General features: G+C 48.5%; 16 protein-coding genes. 13 read left to right on the top strand and 3 right to left on the bottom strand.

What is annotated here, in order from left to right; translation table 11 throughout:
• The first annotated feature begins 93 nt into the window (after positions 1-93).
• The 4 genes from mscL (at position 94) to NW747_RS01525 (ending at position 3,398) form a co-directional block, all read left to right on the top strand.
• Positions 94-525 (top strand): large conductance mechanosensitive channel protein MscL, encoded by a 432-nt coding sequence (gene mscL, locus NW747_RS01540; protein WP_008859927.1) that lies wholly within the window; start codon positions 94-96, stop codon positions 523-525.
• Positions 526-1,032: 507 nt separating this feature from the next.
• A complete protein-coding gene (locus tag NW747_RS01535; protein WP_273187719.1) occupies positions 1,033-1,512 on the top strand; it encodes a hypothetical protein in 480 nt (159 codons plus the stop codon).
• Positions 1,513-1,761: 249 nt separating this feature from the next.
• Positions 1,762-2,835 carry an MBL fold metallo-hydrolase gene (locus NW747_RS01530; RefSeq protein ID WP_273187718.1) on the top strand — a complete coding sequence of 358 codons (1,074 nt, stop codon included), beginning with the start codon at positions 1,762-1,764 and terminating at the stop codon, positions 2,833-2,835.
• A 113-nt stretch (positions 2,836-2,948) separates the two neighbouring features.
• Complete coding sequence (locus NW747_RS01525) at positions 2,949-3,398, top strand: universal stress protein (RefSeq protein WP_008859931.1); 450 nt, start codon at positions 2,949-2,951, stop codon at positions 3,396-3,398.
• Positions 3,399-4,054: 656 nt separating this feature from the next.
• Here the strand turns inward: NW747_RS01525 and NW747_RS01520 are convergent.
• Together NW747_RS01520 and istA are read right to left on the bottom strand one after the other, a co-directional pair.
• On the bottom strand, positions 4,055-4,810 hold the full coding sequence (locus NW747_RS01520; protein ID WP_273185728.1) for an ATP-binding protein: 756 nt from the start codon (positions 4,808-4,810) through the stop codon (positions 4,055-4,057).
• Positions 4,807-6,384, bottom strand: a complete 1,578-nt coding sequence (gene istA / locus NW747_RS01515) for an IS21 family transposase (protein ID WP_273187715.1) — start codon at positions 6,382-6,384, stop codon at positions 4,807-4,809. The genes NW747_RS01520 and istA overlap by 4 nt, the downstream gene beginning before the upstream one ends.
• Before the next feature lie 593 nt (positions 6,385-6,977).
• Here istA and NW747_RS01510 point away from each other — a divergent pair.
• From NW747_RS01510 to NW747_RS01470, 9 genes are all read left to right on the top strand, one after another.
• On the top strand, positions 6,978-7,460 hold the full coding sequence (locus tag NW747_RS01510) for a hypothetical protein (RefSeq protein WP_273187714.1): 483 nt from the start codon (positions 6,978-6,980) through the stop codon (positions 7,458-7,460).
• A 302-nt stretch (positions 7,461-7,762) separates the two neighbouring features.
• A complete protein-coding gene (locus NW747_RS01505) occupies positions 7,763-9,568 on the top strand; it encodes a hemagglutinin repeat-containing protein (protein ID WP_273188268.1) in 1,806 nt (601 codons plus the stop codon).
• Positions 9,565-10,026, top strand: a complete 462-nt coding sequence (locus tag NW747_RS01500) for a hypothetical protein (protein WP_273187712.1) — start codon at positions 9,565-9,567, stop codon at positions 10,024-10,026. The genes NW747_RS01505 and NW747_RS01500 overlap by 4 nt, the downstream gene beginning before the upstream one ends.
• A gap of 1,288 nt (positions 10,027-11,314) precedes the next feature.
• Positions 11,315-12,700, top strand: a complete 1,386-nt coding sequence (locus NW747_RS01495) for a DUF2157 domain-containing protein (RefSeq protein ID WP_273187710.1) — start codon at positions 11,315-11,317, stop codon at positions 12,698-12,700.
• Complete coding sequence (locus NW747_RS01490) at positions 12,697-13,368, top strand: hypothetical protein (RefSeq protein ID WP_273187708.1); 672 nt, start codon at positions 12,697-12,699, stop codon at positions 13,366-13,368. Before NW747_RS01495 ends, NW747_RS01490 begins: the two co-directional genes overlap by 4 nt.
• Positions 13,369-13,385: 17 nt before the next feature.
• Entirely contained in the window at positions 13,386-13,859 is a 474-nt protein-coding gene (locus NW747_RS01485; protein ID WP_008859942.1) for a SixA phosphatase family protein, read from the top strand.
• A gap of 3 nt (positions 13,860-13,862) precedes the next feature.
• On the top strand, positions 13,863-14,672 hold the full coding sequence (thiD, locus tag NW747_RS01480) for a bifunctional hydroxymethylpyrimidine kinase/phosphomethylpyrimidine kinase (protein ID WP_273187706.1): 810 nt from the start codon (positions 13,863-13,865) through the stop codon (positions 14,670-14,672).
• The gene (gene yfbR / locus NW747_RS01475) at positions 14,669-15,259 is read left to right on the top strand and encodes a 5'-deoxynucleotidase (RefSeq protein WP_273095907.1); all 591 of its coding nucleotides are present in this window, start codon (positions 14,669-14,671) and stop codon (positions 15,257-15,259) included. The genes thiD and yfbR overlap by 4 nt, the downstream gene beginning before the upstream one ends.
• Before the next feature lie 285 nt (positions 15,260-15,544).
• Positions 15,545-16,369, top strand: a complete 825-nt coding sequence (locus tag NW747_RS01470; protein WP_273187704.1) for a basic amino acid ABC transporter substrate-binding protein — start codon at positions 15,545-15,547, stop codon at positions 16,367-16,369.
• A gap of 156 nt (positions 16,370-16,525) precedes the next feature.
• Here the strand turns inward: NW747_RS01470 and addA are convergent, their stop codons facing one another.
• Positions 16,526-20,380 carry a helicase-exonuclease AddAB subunit AddA gene (gene addA / locus NW747_RS01465; protein WP_273187703.1) on the bottom strand — a complete coding sequence of 1,285 codons (3,855 nt, stop codon included), beginning with the start codon at positions 20,378-20,380 and terminating at the stop codon, positions 16,526-16,528.
• Positions 20,381-20,651 lie beyond the last annotated feature (271 nt).

The following is a 20,651-nucleotide window of genomic DNA, read 5'->3' as shown; positions in this document are numbered from 1 at the left end:
CTGTAAAATACTGTTGTACTCCCTGTGGAAACTGTGATATAGTGAGATAAATATTTTAACGTATTCTCGTCGTGAGAAAGGAGCTCCTGTTTCATGAGCATGCTCAAAGAATTTAAAGATTTTGCCCTTCGCGGCAACGTGGTGGATATGGCAGTCGGCGTTGTCATCGGGGCCGCTTTCGGGAAGATTGTTTCCTCCCTGGTGAGCGACATCATCATGCCGCCTCTGGGATACATTCTGGGAGGCATTGATTTTTCCAATCTCTTCCTGCCTCTGTCCAGGGTGCCTGTTTCTACCATGGCTGAAGCCAAGGAAATGGGAATCCCTGTCATTGCCTATGGCCAGTTCCTGAACAATGTCATCGACTTCCTCATTGTGGCCTTCGCTATTTTCATCGTAGTCAAGCAGATCAACCGTTTCTTCCCGAAGGCACCGGCCAAAGAACCGAGAAAATGCCCTTACTGCAAAGAAGTGATTGCCGACGATGCCACCCGCTGCCCTCACTGCACGGCAGAACTGAAGTAATAGTATTGAAAAAGGTTCAGAGGGGAAGGGGTGACAGCCGCTGTGCGGCTGATTCGCGTTCCCTTTCCCGCCGGACTCGTCATTCTGAGCCGCAGGCGAAGAATCTCGGTGCATGACGTTAGTGGCACAGCAGCCGTTAAATGCCAGTCGGCGGACAGCAGATAGCGGAAAGCTGTCTCACCGGATCACCAGCTCACCAGCCCACACTAGCCCACTGGCCCACTCATCTCCCATACACGTCTAAAGCCTCCCTTGCGGGAGGCTTTTTTGGAGACGTTGGATTGTTGAGAAAGATTGGTAACAATGAGTGGAACCACCACGGCCAATGGTGATTTCCTTTTTGTTTACGACTATATGTTACAACGGTTTATTATCATTGTCAAGCCTGTTCTTTAAATAAAATAACAATAATTAACAATATAACGATTTCCCCTTTTGCCATAGGCCCGATTCATAGGGTATAATAGGATTAGTAAAAATGACTCTTATTCAAAAGGAGGATTTCCCATGAAAAAAGAACTGGCAGCGCTGGCTCTTGCCTGTGCCCTGATTCCCGGCGTATCCATGGCGGCTGACAAACTGCCTTCGTCGGAAAAGCTGATGAATGACTATGATAAGTATGTGGTGGTGTATACCTCTGACGAAGAGAGAATCTACGCCGATGCCGATACCATTGAGCGGGATCCCGTTTCCGCCGGTGAGCTTCCGGTCATCCGGGCCACCCTGTATGCGGAAATTTACAAGGATCCCCTCACCTGGCCGGATTATGGAAATTACCGCATGGTGGACTATATCCTCCGGTATGATACGGCGGTGGGAGCAGACCAGCTGGGGCAGAAAATCAAGTACCGTATCCTGAACAAGCTGGAAGGCGCCTATACCCCCGATGGCAAAGCCGTGTCCTATCCCGGCAATCCCAATGAACCGGCAGACGAAGCAGAGGATATTTACATCGCCCTTTACCGCGTATCCAAAACTTCTTATTAAAGACAAAGCGGACCCTGAAACCGGCATTTCCCCGATGCCGCTGCCTTTACAAAGGTAAATAAAAATTATATAATAGTATTAATAAAATACAAAGCAAAGGAGCCTTACCATGCTGCAAGGCTCCTTTTATTTGTCTTAATGATACGAAAATACGGTTTTGTAGGAAATATCCGGCCACTGGCCCATGGTAAAAGCCTGCGAAATCAAAATTGGAAGGGCCCGCCAAGGAGCCCTGATGGAGATGTGGATATGCAGCTTTTTATAGCAGGTGGATGCGGTGATGAAGGAAGAAATTGTTTCTACGTGGAGGGAGACCGCCACGCTTTTATAGTGGATGCAGGGACCTCTACCGACGGGCTGGATCGGATACCGGACCTGACACCGGAGCAGATTCATAAGGCAGAGTATCTCTTCATTACCCATTCCCACAGGGATCACACCGGGGCCATTGAGTACCTGGTGAAACAGGGATTTGAAGGGCCGGTGCTCATGTCTAACCAGACCTACCGCCAGCTTCACTATAAACCCTGGAATACCATGATTCTGGACTCCACGGCGCCGGAACTGGAACTGGAGCCGGGATTTCGGGTGAAATGGGGACGTACAGGCCACTGCGCCGGCGCCGTGTGGTTTCATATTTTTGTAGAAGGAAGAAGCCTTTTCTTCTCCGGCGATTATCGGGAAAATGATACCTTCTACCGCTGCGACGCCGTGCGGGGCCTTCACGCCGACATGGCAGTCATTGACGCCGCCTACAGCAGGATGGATAGGGGGAGGGACCTTAGAAGACAGGTGGCAGACACCGCGGCCTCCCTCATGAAGGACGGCGCGCCCCTTCTCCTGCCGGTGCCCCATTATGGAAGGGGCCTTTCTATGGGTATCCTTTTCCATGAGACCTTCGGCAGGGACCATGGGATTTATATGTCGCCCAAACTGTACGATGAATGGCTCCATCTGGGGCACAGAAAATATTTCGTCCATGATGAAATCACGGAACTTCCCTTTTCCATCTTCCAGCGCTGGGATAACGAAACCATTGAAAAAGGAAATATCTATTTCCTCACCGACGCCCAGCTTTCCAGAGCCTCCAGCCGTCAGCTGATCCTGGACCATCCTGATATGGGAGTCCTCCTCACCGGAAGCATTCACGGTTATGGAAAGGCCCGCTGCTTCTTCCAGACAGGAAGAGCCAAATTTGCCCTCTGGCCCAATCATCTTACCTGGCAGGAAATGGAAGACCTGAAGGCTGAGAATGACATGCCGCTGGTGGTGCCTTTCCATAATAAAAAGGTGAAGCCCGAAAATGATACCTTCATCTTTTAGAAAATTCTTCAGCGGGAATGAAACCGTTCTGCTTTCCTGTCCTTTCCTGCGTATGATATAATAAGAAAAAGAAAAGATTCCCCGTTTCACAGGAAAAGAAAGGTGGGGGTTTTATGTTAAAGTATAAAAAAATTCTGGTTCCCTATGATGGTTCCGACCATGCGAAAAAAGCACTTCTCCATGCCATAGACCTGGCAAAGGCAGGAGACGGCACGACCCTCTATATTGCCTCTGTGTGCAATATGGTGTCTGCCATGAGCAACTTCGACCAGGTATCCATTGCCGAAGGCTGTCTCACCACGAAGCTTTCGGAAGATCTGGAAGAACAGTGCAAAGATGATCTGAAAGAAGCAGCCGCCATGATTCCGGAAGGCGTTGCTCACGAAGAACTGTACGAAGTGGGATCTCCGGGACCGGTGCTTCTCAATATGGCAGAAGAAAAGGGCTGCGACCTGGTAGTCATGGGCAGCCGCGGCCTTGGACCGCTGAAGGGTATTTTCATGGGCTCCGTATCCAGCTACATGGTGAGCCGCTCCAAGTGCCCCGTACTGATTGTGAAATAAAAAAGAACTGTGAGGAAATATGAATCATTTCCTTACAGTTTTTTATTGCTCCCCTATTCTCCTGAAAATTCTTCAAATGACGGCATGCTGCCTGTCCCTGCGTCATCCCGACATGCAGCTTGGGTCATGGTCAATCGGCACCACAAAAAGGCCTCACATACATCTGTGAAGCCTTTTTGCATGGAAAAGAACATACCACATGGCAGGCATTCCGCCATGCCCCTCATTTTGCTCCTGGCCGTTATGCTCTTTGTTTTCCATTTTCCAGTGCACTGAATCGAAGCAGCCTCCTTTCCATCCCCTCCCTCCTGCTCCATGGATGGGCGCCTGCAGGATTTCTGAGAGGACTTTGCCGGTGCTGTTTCTATATGGATAGTCATGGGGAAGGGGAAGAGGTATCAGGAAGGGAAAGGCTGCACATAGTCTCAACTCGCCTTTTCTACAAAAGTAATATATAATATAAAAACGAAATAAAACGTAAATATATTATTTTATAATAGAATTGAGTTCTACTCTTTTACATGAAATATGCAATTGAATATTCCGCAACAGGTGTACCGCCTATCCGAAAAAGCGGTACCGCCTTTCCGCGGAAAGTGTACCGCTTATCCGCCAAGGTGTACCGCTTATTCTTTAGGTTATGATGTTAAAATAATTTAGTCATTTTTCGCATCGGTGCTATTCAAATATTCTCTCATATTCATTGATCCGCAATTGATGTGGTAGGCATTGTGAATGATTCTGTCCATAATCGCATCGGCCAGAACCCCATCACCGAGGCGCGGATACCATTCTGAGCTTTTGTACTGGGAACAGAAAATAGTAGAATGGGCATCGTACCTGTTTTCCAAGATTTCAAGAAGATACTGCTGCTCCACTTCCGTCGGCATCTCGAGAAGCCATTCGTCGATGATGAGGAGATCGTAGCCGGAGAACTTCTTTACAATGCTGGCCACGCTCCGTCCGACTTCGGTTCCATAATTGAACTGTTCCATAAGCTCCGGCATGCGGAAATACTTGACCCTGTACAGATGGCGGCAGGCCTCTTTCCCTAAAGCACAGGCGAGGTGGGTCTTTCCTACTCCGGTAAATCCGTTGATGATCAGATTCTTATGGCGTTCAATGTAACCGCAGCTGGCATAGCCCAGGATTTCTTCGCGGCTGAAACCTCTTCCCTGCAGGATAAGGGTGTGAACATCGGCATCAGGATAGCGAAACTTAGCAATATGCGTCAGCCTCCGGATGCGATCATCCAATTTTACTGAATAGCATTCATCGATGGCCAGTGTCAGCCTCGAATCGAAGTCCAAAGGGGCATAAGATTCCAGATCACTCTGCTGGTTCTGCAGGGCTTCTACCAGAGGTTCCATTTTCATGTTGCGGAGTTTCCGCTGTGTTTCTTCATTGATCATTTTGTCTTTCCTCCATAATAGTCTGCGCCGCGGATGTAAGCGCCTTTTTCGGAAATACTGTGTTTTCCGGTATTTTCATAACGGGCGGAATGTACGCCGTCCAGGATTTTGTCTTGATTGTTCCCCAATACAGCTTTAAGATAGTTGTAGCGGGGCGATGTTGTGTGGGCTAAAGCATACTGGCAGGCATTCTCGAAGCGGTCCTTCGGATATTTCTGACTGAGATGCAGAACGGCCAATGAAGCATTATAGCCCTGCTCTTTTATGGTTACACTGTCAAAGATCCTCCTGATGACTTCCGACGTACACGGTCCGATTTTCCCGGCCCAGGCACAGATGCGATCTTTGTCCATTTCCGGCTGGTTGAATTCATCCGGCATATCTCCCGGGCGTGTGGAATAGTGGTTGGTCATGTAGTCAGGAAATCTGATGTGGGAGGCAATACGCCGGTTTCCGCAGTAGATTTCCACAAGTTTGTCGGTGTAACGGATGTCCACGGACTGCCCGCGGTATACGTAGGGAACGGAGTACCAGTTTTTCTTAAAGGAAACGTGGAAATTGGGATATACTTTCCTTCCCAGAATAACCGCGGCGATTTCATAAGGAGCTCGTGGAAGAGCCCGGAGATATTTCTTCTCGTCCAGCCATACTTCATAGCGGCTTCCCTGCCTTTTCTGGAAGGGCTGCCGGTTGTACTTATCTGTAGCAGTTACTACATCCTTCTGCAGCTCGCCAAGAGTAAAGTAAACCTTATTGCGAAGACGGGCGATGATAGCGGTGGCAATATTTCCAACCGTATTCTCCACGGATGCTTTCTGCTTGGGCTTCCGCACACCGGCAGGCATAATAGCAGTTGAATAATGAAGCCCAAGTGCCTCATAGGCGTCGGTGAGAACCACTTCACCCTCTTTGGGATGCTTCACAACGCCGGTTTTGAGATTGTCACAGACTGTCCGCACAGGAACGCCGCCAAATGCCTCGTACATGTGGACATGGCACCGGAGCCATGTATCCATCTTCATATCCAGCGTGGCCTCCACGTAGGCATACCTGCTGTATGTGAGGCAGGAAACAAAGAGATGCACGGAAATGGTCGCGCCGGTATCACGGTCGATGATCTGCATGGTCGGCCCGCTCCAATCGACCTCGCACTGGGCTCCGGGCTTATGCTCCAGATGATTGGTCAGGTCATGGGTTGTGCAGTACCGGCCGTAATCCTCACAGAACTTGGTATGCCCTACAGCAATGTTTCCATTCTGGTGACACCTGTCACGATACTCCGTCCAGAGCAATGAAAGAGTCACACCCGGCTTCTTGAGCTCTTTATGGATGGATTCGTAATCCGGCAGCTCGTACATGTCTGAACCTTCCGGTCGGTCAGGGAAGAAGAGCTTTTGTAGTGCTGCATCATCCAGCTTGCGGATGCCCGCATAAGTGATGCCCTTCTTCCGCGCTGTTCGCAGTACGGTAGTAATCGTACTCCTCGACATGTGACGGGAGCGGGAAATCTCATCTTGAGACATTCCGCGGTCATGGAGCTCCAGGATGAGCCGGATCCTGGCAAAATTGGACATATTAAAAGGCCTCCTTTCATAGAACAAAGGGAAATACTACGTCCCTGTTTTCATTCTATGGCAGGAAGCCATATATTAATATATTTATTAAAAGAATTTAGGAGTATTTCAGCTGGCATGTACACCAATAGTTCAAGAAGTTACCTAAAAATGGCAAGCGGTACACCTCGGCGGACAAACGGTACACCTTGGCGGACAGGCGGTACACCTACTGCGGAATACTCATGCAATCATATATTTATACAAAGAAACAATAAAATAACCATCTATAAAGGGACGCATTTTGCTTCAATGCATTGAGAAAATTAAACCTGCCAGGATGCTGTATCTTTTGAAAAGACAATTAAGAAATCTATTTATTATAGATAATACTGAATAATATGACTAGGAGTTGCTGGGCAAGTCTTCAATTGATGTGGATGATTACGCTTTAAACTTAAATGGCACTGGGGATTTAGGAAATGCGTTTGGCAGAATAGTTGATTCAAGACGTGAGTATGTTAAATATTTATTAAATGGTGGATATGAATCTATTAATGATATTGAGTTCAGGAAAAGGCTAAATCAATATCATTCTGCGGAGGATTAAGAATATGAATGATATTAGCTTTGCTATTGGATCTCCTCTGCTATTTTTTAGCGGCAGTGCGGTTTCGCTATATTTGGTTTATATGATTTTCCATTATATTTACGACAGTCTGGCAAATCACTTGATTTGTAGAGAGAATTTAATTAGCTATCTTATCAGCCTTATACTATTGATAAATTGCTTTTTATTGTCGCTGGTTTGGATAATTTCGACTAGTATTAATTTGAAAATAAATGATGATGAGGATATAAATACAGAAATTACCCTGGGAATATTTTTATTAGAGTTTGCCGGGATGTTTGCTCATGGATGGATTTATAGTCATTTCATTTTGAAGAAGGATTTCAGCTTTAAGATTTTTAGTAAACGAATGATGAAATGCATTCTTGTTATTGCATTTATCATTGGTATGCAATTTTTGATTATCTTTAGTTATCATTTATATTTATTGCAGTTTGTTAAGTTAATAGGATCCTTATGGAGCTAGATTATGAAAGAAGACTACAGATATTAGCAGCAGCCTTCAAATTGAGACATGATTATGAATATTTTGAAATATATGAAAAAGCATTTAGGTGTTAGTGGAACTGTGCTGTTAATAGGAATAATTACTGTTTTTGGGCTATATATCTAGATGTAAGAGGGTTAGCATATGTTTCCATTATTTTTTGTGGAGTTAGTTTATTGATTAATAAAGATGGAAATATTAACTTGTAAAAGAACGCTTTTCCTGTATGATTGCGGGGATATTGAGATTTTCTTACTAAATGAGAAAATAGGTTCTTCTCACTGGAAAGCGGCAGGGATATGATTCTTAACGGAAGCCGGATAGAAGGAGAAAAAGTACAGGCAGATGCAGGCGGAAGCCTCAGCATGGAAAGCGAACAGGACAGGAAGACCTACCGGGAAAATGGGAAGAACACCGGTATCTCCCTGGGCTATGACATTTCCTCCGGCAAAGCATCCGGCTTTGCTTCTGCCGGTAAATCTCACACAAACTCCCATTACGAAAGTGTGATAAACCAGGCAGGCATTTACGCCGGAGACAAGGGCTTTGACATTACCGTCAAGGATAATACCCACCTCAAAGGCGCCGTCATAGACAGCAAAGGCGATGCGGATAAGAACAATCTCCGCACCGGTACTTTAAGCTGGGAAAATGTAGAAAATAAAGCCGACTACAAAGCAGGCGGCATGGGCATCTCCTATGCTCCTAAAGACAGCATCACGCCCCTCAACGCCCGCGGCCTTACGCCGCAGATGAGCCCCACCGTGAAGGATAAGGCGGATAGCAGTACCAAAGCGGCCATTGCGAAAGGGACTATCGTTATTACGGACAAGAAGAACCAGGATATTTCTACGCTGAATCGGGATACACAAAACAGTCTGAACCGGCTGAAGGAAATCTTTGATAAATCCAAGGTGGAAGAAAAGCAGGAACTTCTGGGCATGATGGAGAAATACGGCAACCAGGCCATTCATGCCTATGCAGAAAGCAGGGGATGGAAAGACGGCTCCGCAGAAAAAGTCCTCCTCCATGGAGCTTTTGGTGCCCTCATGGGAGACATGGGCACAGGAGAGACTCTGGCAGGCGCCCTGTCCGGAAGTATCCATGAATATGTGATGGGATACCTGAACCGCGCGAAATCTCAGGAATGGGTGAGAAACCATCCGGATACGGTAGAATGGCTCAGCGCAGGCCTGGGGGCAGTAATTGGCAAAGCGTCTGATGCTTCTATTTTCGGTATGGCGGGTATTTCCCTGGATGCGGCAAAGTGGAATGAATACCAGAATATTCGAGAACTTCGGGATAAGATAGAAAGGCTGAAAGCATCGGGAGCACTGAATCTGCTCAGGGATAATGAGTATGTTGTTCTTTATGCAGAACACAATGGAACAACAGTTGGAGTCGCTGTAGACAAAGAAGGAAATGCGACTGATGTGAATCTGATTGAAGGGCTAAAGCAAAGACATTTCCAGTTAAACGAGGGAAGTAGTCTGGGGAGCGCTGGAGAAGAAATACAAATATATACAGTACAAGATCCGGTTGAATATTTCCACAAATCACGGCATGAATGCAGATTGAGTAATGAGGTGTCGACGTATGAAATAGGGCAATATGATGGTAATATTTATAGGCCCGGTTTTTATGAGGAAGATGTAGATAAACTCATGAATAATCCGCTTTGGAAAAAAGCAGATATACTGCTGAAGATTTCTGGTCCGACTATTGGTGAGTATGTTCCTAATAATTTAGGGGCTGACTTTAATCGTGGATATGGTTATTTTTCTCGAGCGCGGACACTTTATACCAGTGACGACAAAGGAGAAGCAGCGGCAGGATTGCTCGGGGCTTATGGAGCTGGTAAAGGTGCAACCTATGTTTTTGATAATGTCGGAATTTTTGCAGGAAAACCTGGTGTAATAAGATTAATTGGAAAAGGTGGGATTGTTTTTGTAGTAAGTTATATAGGTGGAGCGATACTCAAGGGGATATATAATAATTGGGAAGATCAAAAAGAAAATACGCTTAAAGAAGCTAAATATATTTATTTACGTTCGCAATCTCATGCTTGGGAGGATAATAATAAATGATACTTAGTGATATTTCAGGCTGGCTTATGTTGAGCGGAGTTGAAATTTATGTTGCACTTTTTATTTTAGCTGTTATATATCAAAACGTAAAAAATCATGAGCTGAATATATTTTTGTATATTGTACCTATCCTTTTCACTGCTCTAAGTGGAATAAATTGCGCAATGTTGCAATTACTAACGTCGACAAATCTGACGGAAATCATTATGGGGTTTGGTCATGGGATGGATAGAGGAACTATAATTATGTCTTTTGGAATTTTAGGTATAGCTGATTATGCAGTGGCTTTATATTATTATCTACATAACAATAACCAAAGCAATTCGACCAAATGTGCCCAAAAGCAAAAAAGGGCTAATCCATTAATTCTTCCAATTTTAATGATTGTTAATATTGGCTGGCTGTATTTATGGAAAGATGCAGTTTATGTTTTGGTAAAATTGATTTTGCATATTTAGAACTAATATTATTAATAATTATTCACCGTTGAGGATCGATTTACATTGAAAAAGCCATTCTCTGTACTTGGCGCATTAAATTGAGAAATATGGGGAACAGAGAAGATTACAAAACAGACGGTATGTATATTTCCTATGTTTTATCATATCTCTCATATGGCACAAACTATTTCGTACGTAGCTGCAGAAACTAATAATCCCATCATAGGAGCAGTCATATCTATTATTGGAGAAAGTGTATCAGATGAACTCTCTGAACAGCTGAAGGATAAAGCAAAAAAGATCTTTTGGTAACTGATGAGGAAAAAGAAAGTGAAAAAGAAATAGAAAGGGTCAAGATACAGAAGAATGATTAATTAAATGTCTTACCCAAAGAAAGGGATGCTATATTGATACAGTATAGTTTGATTTTGCTTATGGACAGCGTTTTATTTATGATAAGCAATCGCCTGCAGCAAGGCGAGACGAAAACGCAAAAATTATATTATTATGCAGGCGGTTTATCAGGCTTATTATATTTTTCATGGCTTTTATACATTAGTGTAAACCATTATGATTTTAATGTAGCAGTCATGTTCTGCCTTATTTGTGCTATTTTTATTCTGCAGAATAGAAGGTCTCAGTGGTGCTCCAGAAAAAAATATGATATACAGATAAAGCTATATGGGGATAATTCTAAAGAAGCAAAGCAATGCAGAAGGCATATCAGCTGTTTGCGGATATTAAATAAAGCTTATTATATTGGATTGGCGATTTTTATATTTGTACTTGGGGTTGGATTCCATAATGGAAAACTTTAAGGGAATATATTTGGCTAGACAAGATTTCTTATGCTGCTTTCATCTATTACATATACGAAAATGCCAAAAAGCATGATGAACAATCAAAAGATGTACAGAAATATTATGACTTGATTCGATTGGCATCTTATGGACAGGTGGTCATCTTTATCGGATTTATGATGATTTTGCTGGTTATTCTTTTAGGGATTTATAATGGACGCATTGCCTTATTATAGAGTGACCGATTTTGAGCGCCGTTTCCGAAGAAATTCCTTTACTTTGCACAGTCTGTCAAGGATGAGAATCTTTGTACATTATGTTTGACATGGTATGGATTAAGGAGTCATATACATTTTCTATGGAAAGCCTCGGGGGGAAAGCTCCGGGGCTTTTCACGAAGTAATAGCTTTTTTCCCTGCGGTTGTATAGAATAAAGAAAGAAGTATAAAGAAATCAAAGGGCAGCCCTGGCTGCCGTGGAATAAAATGAATCGGGATGTGATAGGTATGTCGAATCGAGGATGGCTGAAGCAGGAGATTCCTCACTGGGTGAAGGAAGAGGTCATTACAGAGGATGCGGGGAAGAAGATTCTTTCCCGGTATAAAAGACAGGACAGTGCGGCTTACAGGGAAGCCCTGTTTATCCTGGCTGCGGTGTGTATTATAGGTGGGATTTTCTTTCTCTGTGCCAGCCTGTGGAGCGGACTGGACCAGGATCAGCGGTTCCTGCTCGCCCTGGCGCCGCTGGCTGTGTCTTTTATTCTGGCAGCAGCGGTGGCGCTGGTGGATAAAGGTCTTTTGGCTCCGAAGGAAAAGAAAAAGGAGATGGATGGCGAAGAAACGGAGGAGGAAGTGCTTCTTCCGAAGAAATCGCCACCGGTGCACCGGGTGCCGGTGTTCCTGCGGGAGGCGGCCTCCACTTTCCATGGCATATGCCTTATCGCCGCCTTCTGGATGGTGGGGGATTCCTTTAAGCTGTCTTCTGATCTGTACACAGCCCTTGCCCTCTGTGCCCTTCTTCTTCTTATCATGACGGTGGTAACGGAGTCGGCGGGCATGGGGATTATTTACATGATTGTGTCCGTAGGCATTTTTTACAGTGCACCGGTGAGGGGCTGGCCGGAGGCGGCATCCTGGATTTACATGTTCCTGGCTCTGGGCATCCTGGGCCACATGCTCCGGAGCCACCGGGACCGGGCGGTGGTATGCTTTTCCTGGGTGTGGGCGGTAGGTATACTGCTTCTTATTTTCTGGTCTGCAGGAAATATGCTTTGGCAGACGATCTTCTTCTCCCTGGCAGCTTCGCTTACCTGGATGGCAGGGGGGCTTTTCCGTTCCTACGGCCTGGGGGCTGATGCACTCCGTTTCTTCGGCGGTATTGCGGTATTCGCCGTACTTCTGGAGGGATCCTATGGCGCTGTGTGGGCGGATATTTCCGGCAGCTATGCGCTGTGGTTCATTTTCCTTCTTTTCCTGGCGGCGGATGGAGTACTTCTTTTCCGTATGGCTTTGAAGAAGGAATGGCTTTCGGTGCTGGCAGGGTTCACGCCCTTTGTCATGGGCCTTTCGGCTATTGTGTCTATTTTTGAAACTTCCGGTGCCCTGCCGGCCATTATCGTTTCCGTATATACGGGCATTCTGGCAGGAGGCGTCATCATCCGTGGCCTTCTGACAGACCGTGCGGTGCAGAGCTGGGCCGGTGTGTTCCTTCTGGCCGGTGACGGAGCCATCCGGGTCATTGACTCGGCCCTTACCTTTGCCCAAAGAGGGTTCTTCTTCCTGGGCATCGGCCTTCTGGCGGCGGTAATCTGTTATTTTCTCTATCTTCCTTCCAGGAAAAAGGCGCCGGTCCATAGGGACAGGGAAAATCAGGGAGAGGAGGGATCCCGATGATATCGAAGAAGTTATCCCTTATCCTTCTGGCCGTGGTTTTTGTGATTGAAGCAGGTTCTCTTTTCTGGATTCGCGGTGATTACCGCTCCACCATGCTGGACGGAGCAGAATACGAGGTACCGGCAGCCATCGATTTCAAGGGGGATTTTTACGGGAGAAATTATCTGCCCATTTATATTCCTCTCACCGAAGCGCCCTGGAAGGGCACGGCCACGCCGGAAAAGGGAGAGGAAATCTACCTGTCCTTTGATAAGAACGGGGAGGGGCTGTTGGAAATTACAGGCGCCTCTGACAGGAAGCCCGGCGGTATGTATATCATAACCCGGGTGGTTTCTGCATCGGACGGGCTTGTACATTTCCGCTTCCCTGCGGACCGCATGTACATGCTGCCGGAGCAGCTGAAGAAGCTGTCGGTGGTAGAGCTGTCGGAACGGGTGCAGCTGAAGGATAAGAGCGGGAAGAAGACGGAAACAAGGATGAAGAACGACCTCACTGCCCTGATCCATATCAAGGACGGCAGGGTGGTGATTTCCAAGGTGCTGGCCAATGGTTCTCCGGTGGAGCAGACTTACACCACAGTGGGAAAGAATCTGTCTGTGAAATATGCCAGAAGCGGAAAGGAAAAGGATGCCTATTCCGTAGGCAGGGATATGGAAGAAAAACAATAAGAAATGGAGGGAGACCTATGTACATTATTTTGATGCGTCACGGGGAAGCGGTTCCCCAGACGGAAGATATAACGAACAGGGAAAGAGGGCTTACGCCCAAAGGTATGCGGCAGGCCCGCCGGTCCTCCCGTATGCTGGCCCGTTTCCTGAAGGATCATCCGATCCGGATTTTTACATCCCCCTATGTGCGGACCAGGCAGACTGCCGGTATCCTGGCGGAGGAGTGCTTTGCCGAGGAAATCCATACGGCCGATGAGCTGCTCCAGCCCAACTGGCAGATGGTACGGAATCATCTTCTGCAGGAGGGCTCTCCCATTGCCCTGGTGAGTCACCATCCTTTCCTGCAGTCCTATCTCCTGACCACCTGCAGTGCGGCTGTGAAATTTGACCTGGCCGGCATTGCGGTGATTGATTATGACCTGAAATGGAACCAGGGAAAGCTGATAGGCTATTTCACTTCCGATCTTCGTCAGCTGAAAAAGGAGGACTGAATCTTGATACCAGTACTGACAGTGGCAGGCTCTGATTCTTCCGGCGGCGCCGGTATCCAGGCGGATCTCAAGACTTTTGCCGCCCTTGGCACCTACGGCATGAGCTGCATCTGTGCTTTAACCGCCCAGAATACGAAGGGGGTCACCATGGTGGTGAATACGCCGGTGGACATGGTGAAGGCCCAGCTGGAGGCTGTATTTGATGATATTCCGCCCAGGGCGGTGAAAACGGGCATGCTTTCTTCTGCCCCCATTGTGGAGACTGTGGCGGATTTCTTCTCTTCCCATGGAAATGTGCCCCTGGTGGTGGATCCGGTGATGGTGGCCACCAGCGGCGCCGTGCTGCTGGAAAAAGATGCCATTCAAAGCTATAAGGAAAAGCTCATTCCCCTCTCCACCCTGATTACCCCCAATATCCCTGAGGCGGAGGTGCTGTCGGGTCTTTCCATTCAGAATGAGGAGGACATGAAAAAGGCGGCTCTGGCCCTGATGGACCTGGGTCCTTCGGCGGTGCTGGTGAAGGGCGGCCACAGCGTGGAAGATGCCAGGGATATCCTCTATGACGGCAGGGAATTTCATGTATTTTCCGGCAGGCGGATTTCGACGGAAAACACCCATGGCACCGGCTGCACTCTTTCAAGTGCCATTGCAGCTTCCATGGCTCGGGGTCTTTCCCTCACCGAAGCGGTGGGAGAAGCGAAAAAGTATATGGAAGGGGCCATCAGAAGGGCTTCCGTAGATTCCGTAGGCCATGGACACGGCCCGGTGCACCATTTCTGGTTTTATGGGGAAAACTGGGGGCACATGGAATGAACTATCCCTTCTTTGCTTTCATGGCCCGGCTGAAATATATTTCTCGCTGGGGTCTCATGCGGAATTCCATTTCTGAAAACGATGCAGAGCATACCCTGCAGACCGTCATGATTGCCCATGCTCTGGCGGTCATAGGAAGGGACATCTTCCACAAGGACCTGGACCCGGAGCGGGCGGCTCTGCTGGCGCTCTATCATGATGCCAGCGAAGTTTTTACCGGGGATATGCCGACGCCAGTGAAATATTTCACCAGTGATCTTCGGGAGCAGTACCAGAAAATCGAAGATCAGGCTCGGGAAAAGCTGCTTCGCACCCTGCCGGAAAGTCTCCGGCCTTCCTATAAACCCTATGTGGTGGACATGGAAAAAGATCCCCTCTGGCCTTTGGCCAAGGCGGCGGACACCATGAGCGCCTACCTGAAATGCATGGAAGAAATCCGGGATGGCAACAGCGAGTTCAGGGAAGCCTTCAAGTCTACGGAAGAAAAGCTGAAGGCTCTTCATATGGAAGAAGTGGACTGGTTTATGAAACACTTTGCTTCCAGCTTCATGGAAACGCTGGACGAATTGAATAGAAATATCCGATAAAAAAGGGACTGCGAAGAAAGGTTAATCATTTCTTTGTGGCCCTTTTTTCAGAAAGCACGGATTTCCTGGAGGCCTTTTTGGATTCTTCCCTTTTTATGCCATGGAGGGAAGGCGCCATGGGAACAGCCGTCCTGTGTACGAATCCTTATGACGATGCAGGGCATGAGAATTTTGATTAAAGCAGATTTTATGAATGAATCCATGCTTCCTTATAGACAGAAGGAACATGGGAGTGTATAATTATTTACATAAAACGTATAAATTGCATAAAAATGAGGTGCTCCTATGAAACTTTGGAAAAAAGGCATATTGATTACATCGGCTCTTCTGCTGGCGGCAGGCATGATGGCAGGCTGCGGCGGAGAAAAACAGGCCGCTTCCTCCGCTTCCGGAAAAAATGTGCTGAAGGTAGCTACCAATGCCACCTATGTGCCCTTTGAATTCAAAACAAAGGACGGCAAGGATTATACAGGCTATGAAATCGACGTGGTCAGGGCGGTGGCAAAGGAAATGGGCCGGGATGTGGAGTTTAGAAACATTGCCTTCGACGGTCTCATCCCATCCCTCCAGTCTAAGGAAGTGGATATGTCTGCTTCCGGTATGACGGCTACGAAAGAAAGGGCGGAAAAAATCCTTTTCGCGGCTCCTTTCTATGAAACCAAGCTGGCAGTGGTCACCAAGGCAGACAGTGACATCCACTCTGTAGATGACATGAACAAGGGCCAGGAAATTGCCGTGCAGGTAGGCACCACAGCTGCCTACTACGCCCAGGACAAGGGTATGAAAACAAGAAACTTCGATCACTCTTCCGATATTATTATGGAACTGAAAGCCGGCGGCGCCATAGCAGGCATTCTGGATAAACCGGCGGCCGATTACTTCGTAGCCACCGATGGCAAAGGCGCTTTCCGGGTGGTGGATGTGCCGGACTCCAAGGTCCAGTACTTCGCCTTCGGCTTCAACAAGGACAATAAACAGCTGCAGCAGGAAGTCAATAAAGCCATTGCCGACCTGAAACAGAAGGGCACACTGAATGAACTTCATGAAAAATGGTTCAAGACCCCTCTGCCTGAAATGCCGGCTACGGCAGAAGAGGCACTGGGCATCTGATCATAGTGCAAAAAAGAGCTCCCAAAGGGGGCTCTTTTTTAGTGAGCTGGTGGACTAGTGAGCTGGTGGACTAGTGAGCTGGTGGACTAGTGAGCTGGTGGACTAGTGAGCTGGTGGACTAGTGAGCTGGTGAACCCGGGGCCGCCAAAGGGCCCATTACATCTTTTCCACTTCTATGGCTTTCCCGTAGGTGAAGGACCAGAGGTAGAGGTGGGACACCGGTTTTCCCAGCAGTTTTTCTGCTGCTTCTCCATAGACCTGGAGCTGGATTTTATAATGCTCTTTCAGCTCTTCTTCTGTCATGGTGCGGTCGGTTTTGTAGTCGATGATGATGAAATCCTTTTCGTATTCCAGAAGACAGTCCATAACGCCCTGGAGGAAAATATTTTCTCCTTCTTCACATTTCGGGTAGAAGGAACGGGCAGGGAGAAGGATGGAAAAAGGCATTTCTTTGCGGATGTGGGAGGCGGTTTTCATCTTTTCTGCCAGCGGTCCTCTGGCGAAGGCAAGGAGGGAGGACAGGGGGCTGGGTTTTCTCTTTTGAGAGAGAAGGATTTTCCCTTCCTCTTCGGTGAAAACCTTCTCTTCCACCAGCTGCCGCAGGGCGGCCTTCAGGGATTCTGCATCGGCTGGAAGGGTGGTGAAGTCTATCATTTCCATGGCCTTATGCATGAGGGTGCCGAAAGAGGTGCCCTGGTATTTCGTTTCATCGCCTGAGAGGAAGAGGGGCGGCGCCGCATAGTCTGCGTCCAGGCTGTCCCCTTCGTCTGCCAGTATCACTGACGGCTGCGGCGGTTCATCGCTTGCTGCATATTCCGCCAGCTCCCTGAGGTGCACGGCGGCAGTGGCAGTGAGCTTGGCCGGCGTTTCGAGGGCACCTTGCCAGGGGTAGGTCCAGGAGAGCTGGGCGTCCATCCAGTCTGGCGCCTTGGCTGGAAGATGAGCGAGGAAATGGGAAAGCTCTGTTTTTTCTTCCCGATTTTCTTCCTTTGGTGACGGAAGGAGGCTGTCCTTTCCGTTTATAAGGGAAGCCTCTTTTTCGTCTTCTGTGAGAAGGTCCATCTGGCTGGTGATGGAAAAGGAAAAGCGGGAGTGGTCTGAGGGGGCGTCATTCCGATAGGAAGGGATTTTTCCCGCCCTCTCCCAGGCATCTTTCATGGTGCGGTGCCGCAGGGCGGCGGGCATGATCCAGTCCAGAAAGGATTTGGCGTTGGCCGTGAGGTGGGCAGGAAGGGGAGAAAGGGCCTCACCGGATCCGGCAGAGGAAAGGGACGTGGTCCAGCGGTCCAGGTCCGAGGCAGCGTCTTTCATGACCGCTGTAACGAAGAGCTTGTCCCGGGCCCTTGTCATGGCCACGTAGAGAAGGCGGGCTTCCTCAGCCAGGTTTTCTCTGTGGGACGCTTCCCTGAGGGCATACCAGTACAGGCTGGGCCAGCGGACCCTGTTCTTTTTGTCGTAGTACTGGATGCCAAGGCCCAGGTCTTTATGACAAATCGCAGTCTGCCAGGTATCTCGCAGGTTGAATTCTTTACGGGCATCTGCCAGGAAGACCACGGGAAATTCAAGGCCCTTGCTCTTGTGGATGGTCATAATGTGGACAGAGTCGGGCATGGCGGAAACAGCCAGGGCTTTGAAAGATTTCTTTTCCTTTTTCAGCCTGGACAGATAGTTCAGGAAGGAGTAGAGCCCGCTTTGCGGGGCGCTGTCCCGCTCCAGAGCCAGATGATAGAAGGAGAGGATATGCCCTGCCCGCCAGGCGCCGCCGGAAAGGCCGGATACATAGGTGAGGTAGTCCGTATCTCCCAGTATACGGCGCAGCAGCGGCGCTGTGCCGTCCTGCATGCCGTTTTCCCGCCAGTCACGGTAATGGTGGAGGAATCGGCGGAGCTTTTCTTCCTTTTCTTTCGAAAGAACCGATGATGTAAGGACGGGCCAGAGGTTCGTCTCTCCCTGACGTACCTTTTCCAGATAAAGGAGGGACAGGTCCTTTTCGTCAAGCCCTGCGAAGAAGGAGCGGAGCACTGCCGCCAGGGCCAGGTCCTGCCGGGGATTGTCCAGAATTTTTAAAAGGGCCCACAGGACTTCCACTTCGCTGTTTTCCATGAAATCTTCTTCCTTATCAGAAACGGCGGGAATGTGATTTTCTTCCAGCACCTTCATGAGCTGGGGCCCTTTTCCGGCAATGGAACGAAGAAGGATGACAATATCCCCGTATTTTATGGGCCGGAAGGTGCCGTTTTTTTCCATCACCATGCCGCCGTCCATGATTTCATGGATGCGGCGGGCTATGAGGCGTCCTTCCAGCGCTATATTTTCCATGTCCCTCACATCTTCGGACACCTCCGCATCTTTGAGGCCCTCCCTGTCGATGAGGTCCATGGAAACGCTGCCGCCCACATAGGACAGGGGCCTTTCTTCTTCGTGGCGGCCGGCATAGAGGGCTTCCGCATCTCCGTAGTCCAGCTCCAGGGATTTGGCTGTCATGATCTGGTGGAAAATGAAATTGATGGACGAAAGAATGGCGGCGTCGCTTCGGAAATTGCGGTTCAGGTCGATTCGATGACAAGGGGCGTCTTTATCCAGGGAATAGGTGTGGTATTTCTCAAGGAAAATGGTGGGATCCGCCTGGCGGAAGCGGTAAATGCTCTGCTTGATGTCGCCCACCATGAAGCGGCTGCTGCCGCTCGATACCAGGGCGGTAATGAGTTCCTGCACGCCGTTGGTGTCCTGGTATTCATCAATCATCACTTCCTTGAACCGGCGGCGGATGGACAGGGCGGCAGCGGAAGGGAAAAGGGCCGCCTTTTCCGGCGTGAAATGAGGATTATCCCTGTCCAGAAGGATGTCCAGGGCGTAATGCTCCATGTCATTGAAATCCATGAGGCCTTCCTGCTTCTTCCTGGTCCTGAGGGCGGCAGAAAAATCCAGGGTCAGACGGGAAAGGACGGTGACTGTGGGAAGCATGGCTGCCGTTTCAGAAATCCATTGCTTTTCCGGTATCTGGGCAAAGGGGGCAATTTCCTTCTGCCACAGCTTTTTAGCGCTGTCCCGAAGGGTTTTGATGGTTTCTGCTTCCGGCGATTTGGTGAAATCGGCGGGTTTGGCAAAATGGTAGGCTTCCGCCTGGGCCTTGCTCATACTTTTCAGCCGATCAAAGGTAAAAGAGGGCAGGAAAAACCAGTCCTTCCAACTTTTCATGGCAGAAAGGGTAGAAAAATAGGCATATTCATTGCTCATCTGCTCGCCGTATACTGCTTTTGCGGCGGGGCTCATTTCCATGATGGCAAATATCTGGCGATAGGAGTCCATGATTTTTTCGGAAAGGGACATGAGCTTTTCTAGTACCGGCCTGTCCCAGGCAAGGTCATCCATGGAGGCCTTTTCCGGAATGCAGTAGTGGGAGGGAAGGCGGCGGATCCAGTCTTCCGGAAAGGGAAGGGAGGAGGCGAAATGGAAGATGCGGAGTACCATATCCTTTAAGGCCCGGTCCTGGTAGCGGTCGGCAAAAAGGTCGACGGTGTCAAGGAAATGGGCATCTCCTTTTTCATACCATTTCTCCAGTACCGCGGACAGTACGTCATCTTCCAGCAGGAATTCCTCATTTTCATCGGAAATAATCCTTGTTTTCGGGTCCAGGTCCAGAAGGTAGAAATACTGGCGGATAATGGACTGGAAATAGGAATCCAGCGTAGAAATCTGGGCGCTTCCCAGGAGAGAGATCTGTTTTTCCAGATGGCGGATCCGCCCTTCATCATCTGCTTCGTCAGCTTCCTTTAAAGCGTCAGACAAAGCCTGGGAAATACGGGCTTTCATTTCGCTGGCGGCGGCTTTCGTGAAGGTAAGCACCAGAAGCTCATTAATATCCGTATGGTTTGCAGGATCCTTGACCAGACGGGCAATCCGTTCCGTAAGGACCGCTGTTTTTCCGCTGCCGGCGGCAGCAGAAAGAAGAAGATTCTTCCCTCTCACCGAAAGGGCTTCTTCCTGTTCTTTTGTCCAGTGGTTACTCATGGTATTTCTCCTTTCAGTGAGGTGGGTAGTGGACTGGTGTATTCGTGTGCTGGTGGGACAGTGGGAGAGTCAGGGGGCTGTCGGCTTCCGGCTCCCGGCTCCACGCTGGCTGGTATTTACTAACTTTTGTGTCACTATCGGCAGGTGCTGACGTTCAGGATGACGGGTGGGAGGCGGGGAGGAAAGCGTAACGCAGGCTCCTTCCCGCAGACCGGTATTTACTACCGATTGTCTCATATGCTTCGAGTACCGAGATTCTTCGCTCCGCTCA

Source organism: Dialister succinatiphilus, assembly GCF_928721695.1.
In the GTDB taxonomy this organism is placed as follows: domain Bacteria; phylum Bacillota; class Negativicutes; order Veillonellales; family Dialisteraceae; genus Dialister; species Dialister succinatiphilus.
This window is presented reverse-complemented; position numbering and strand designations above follow the sequence as displayed.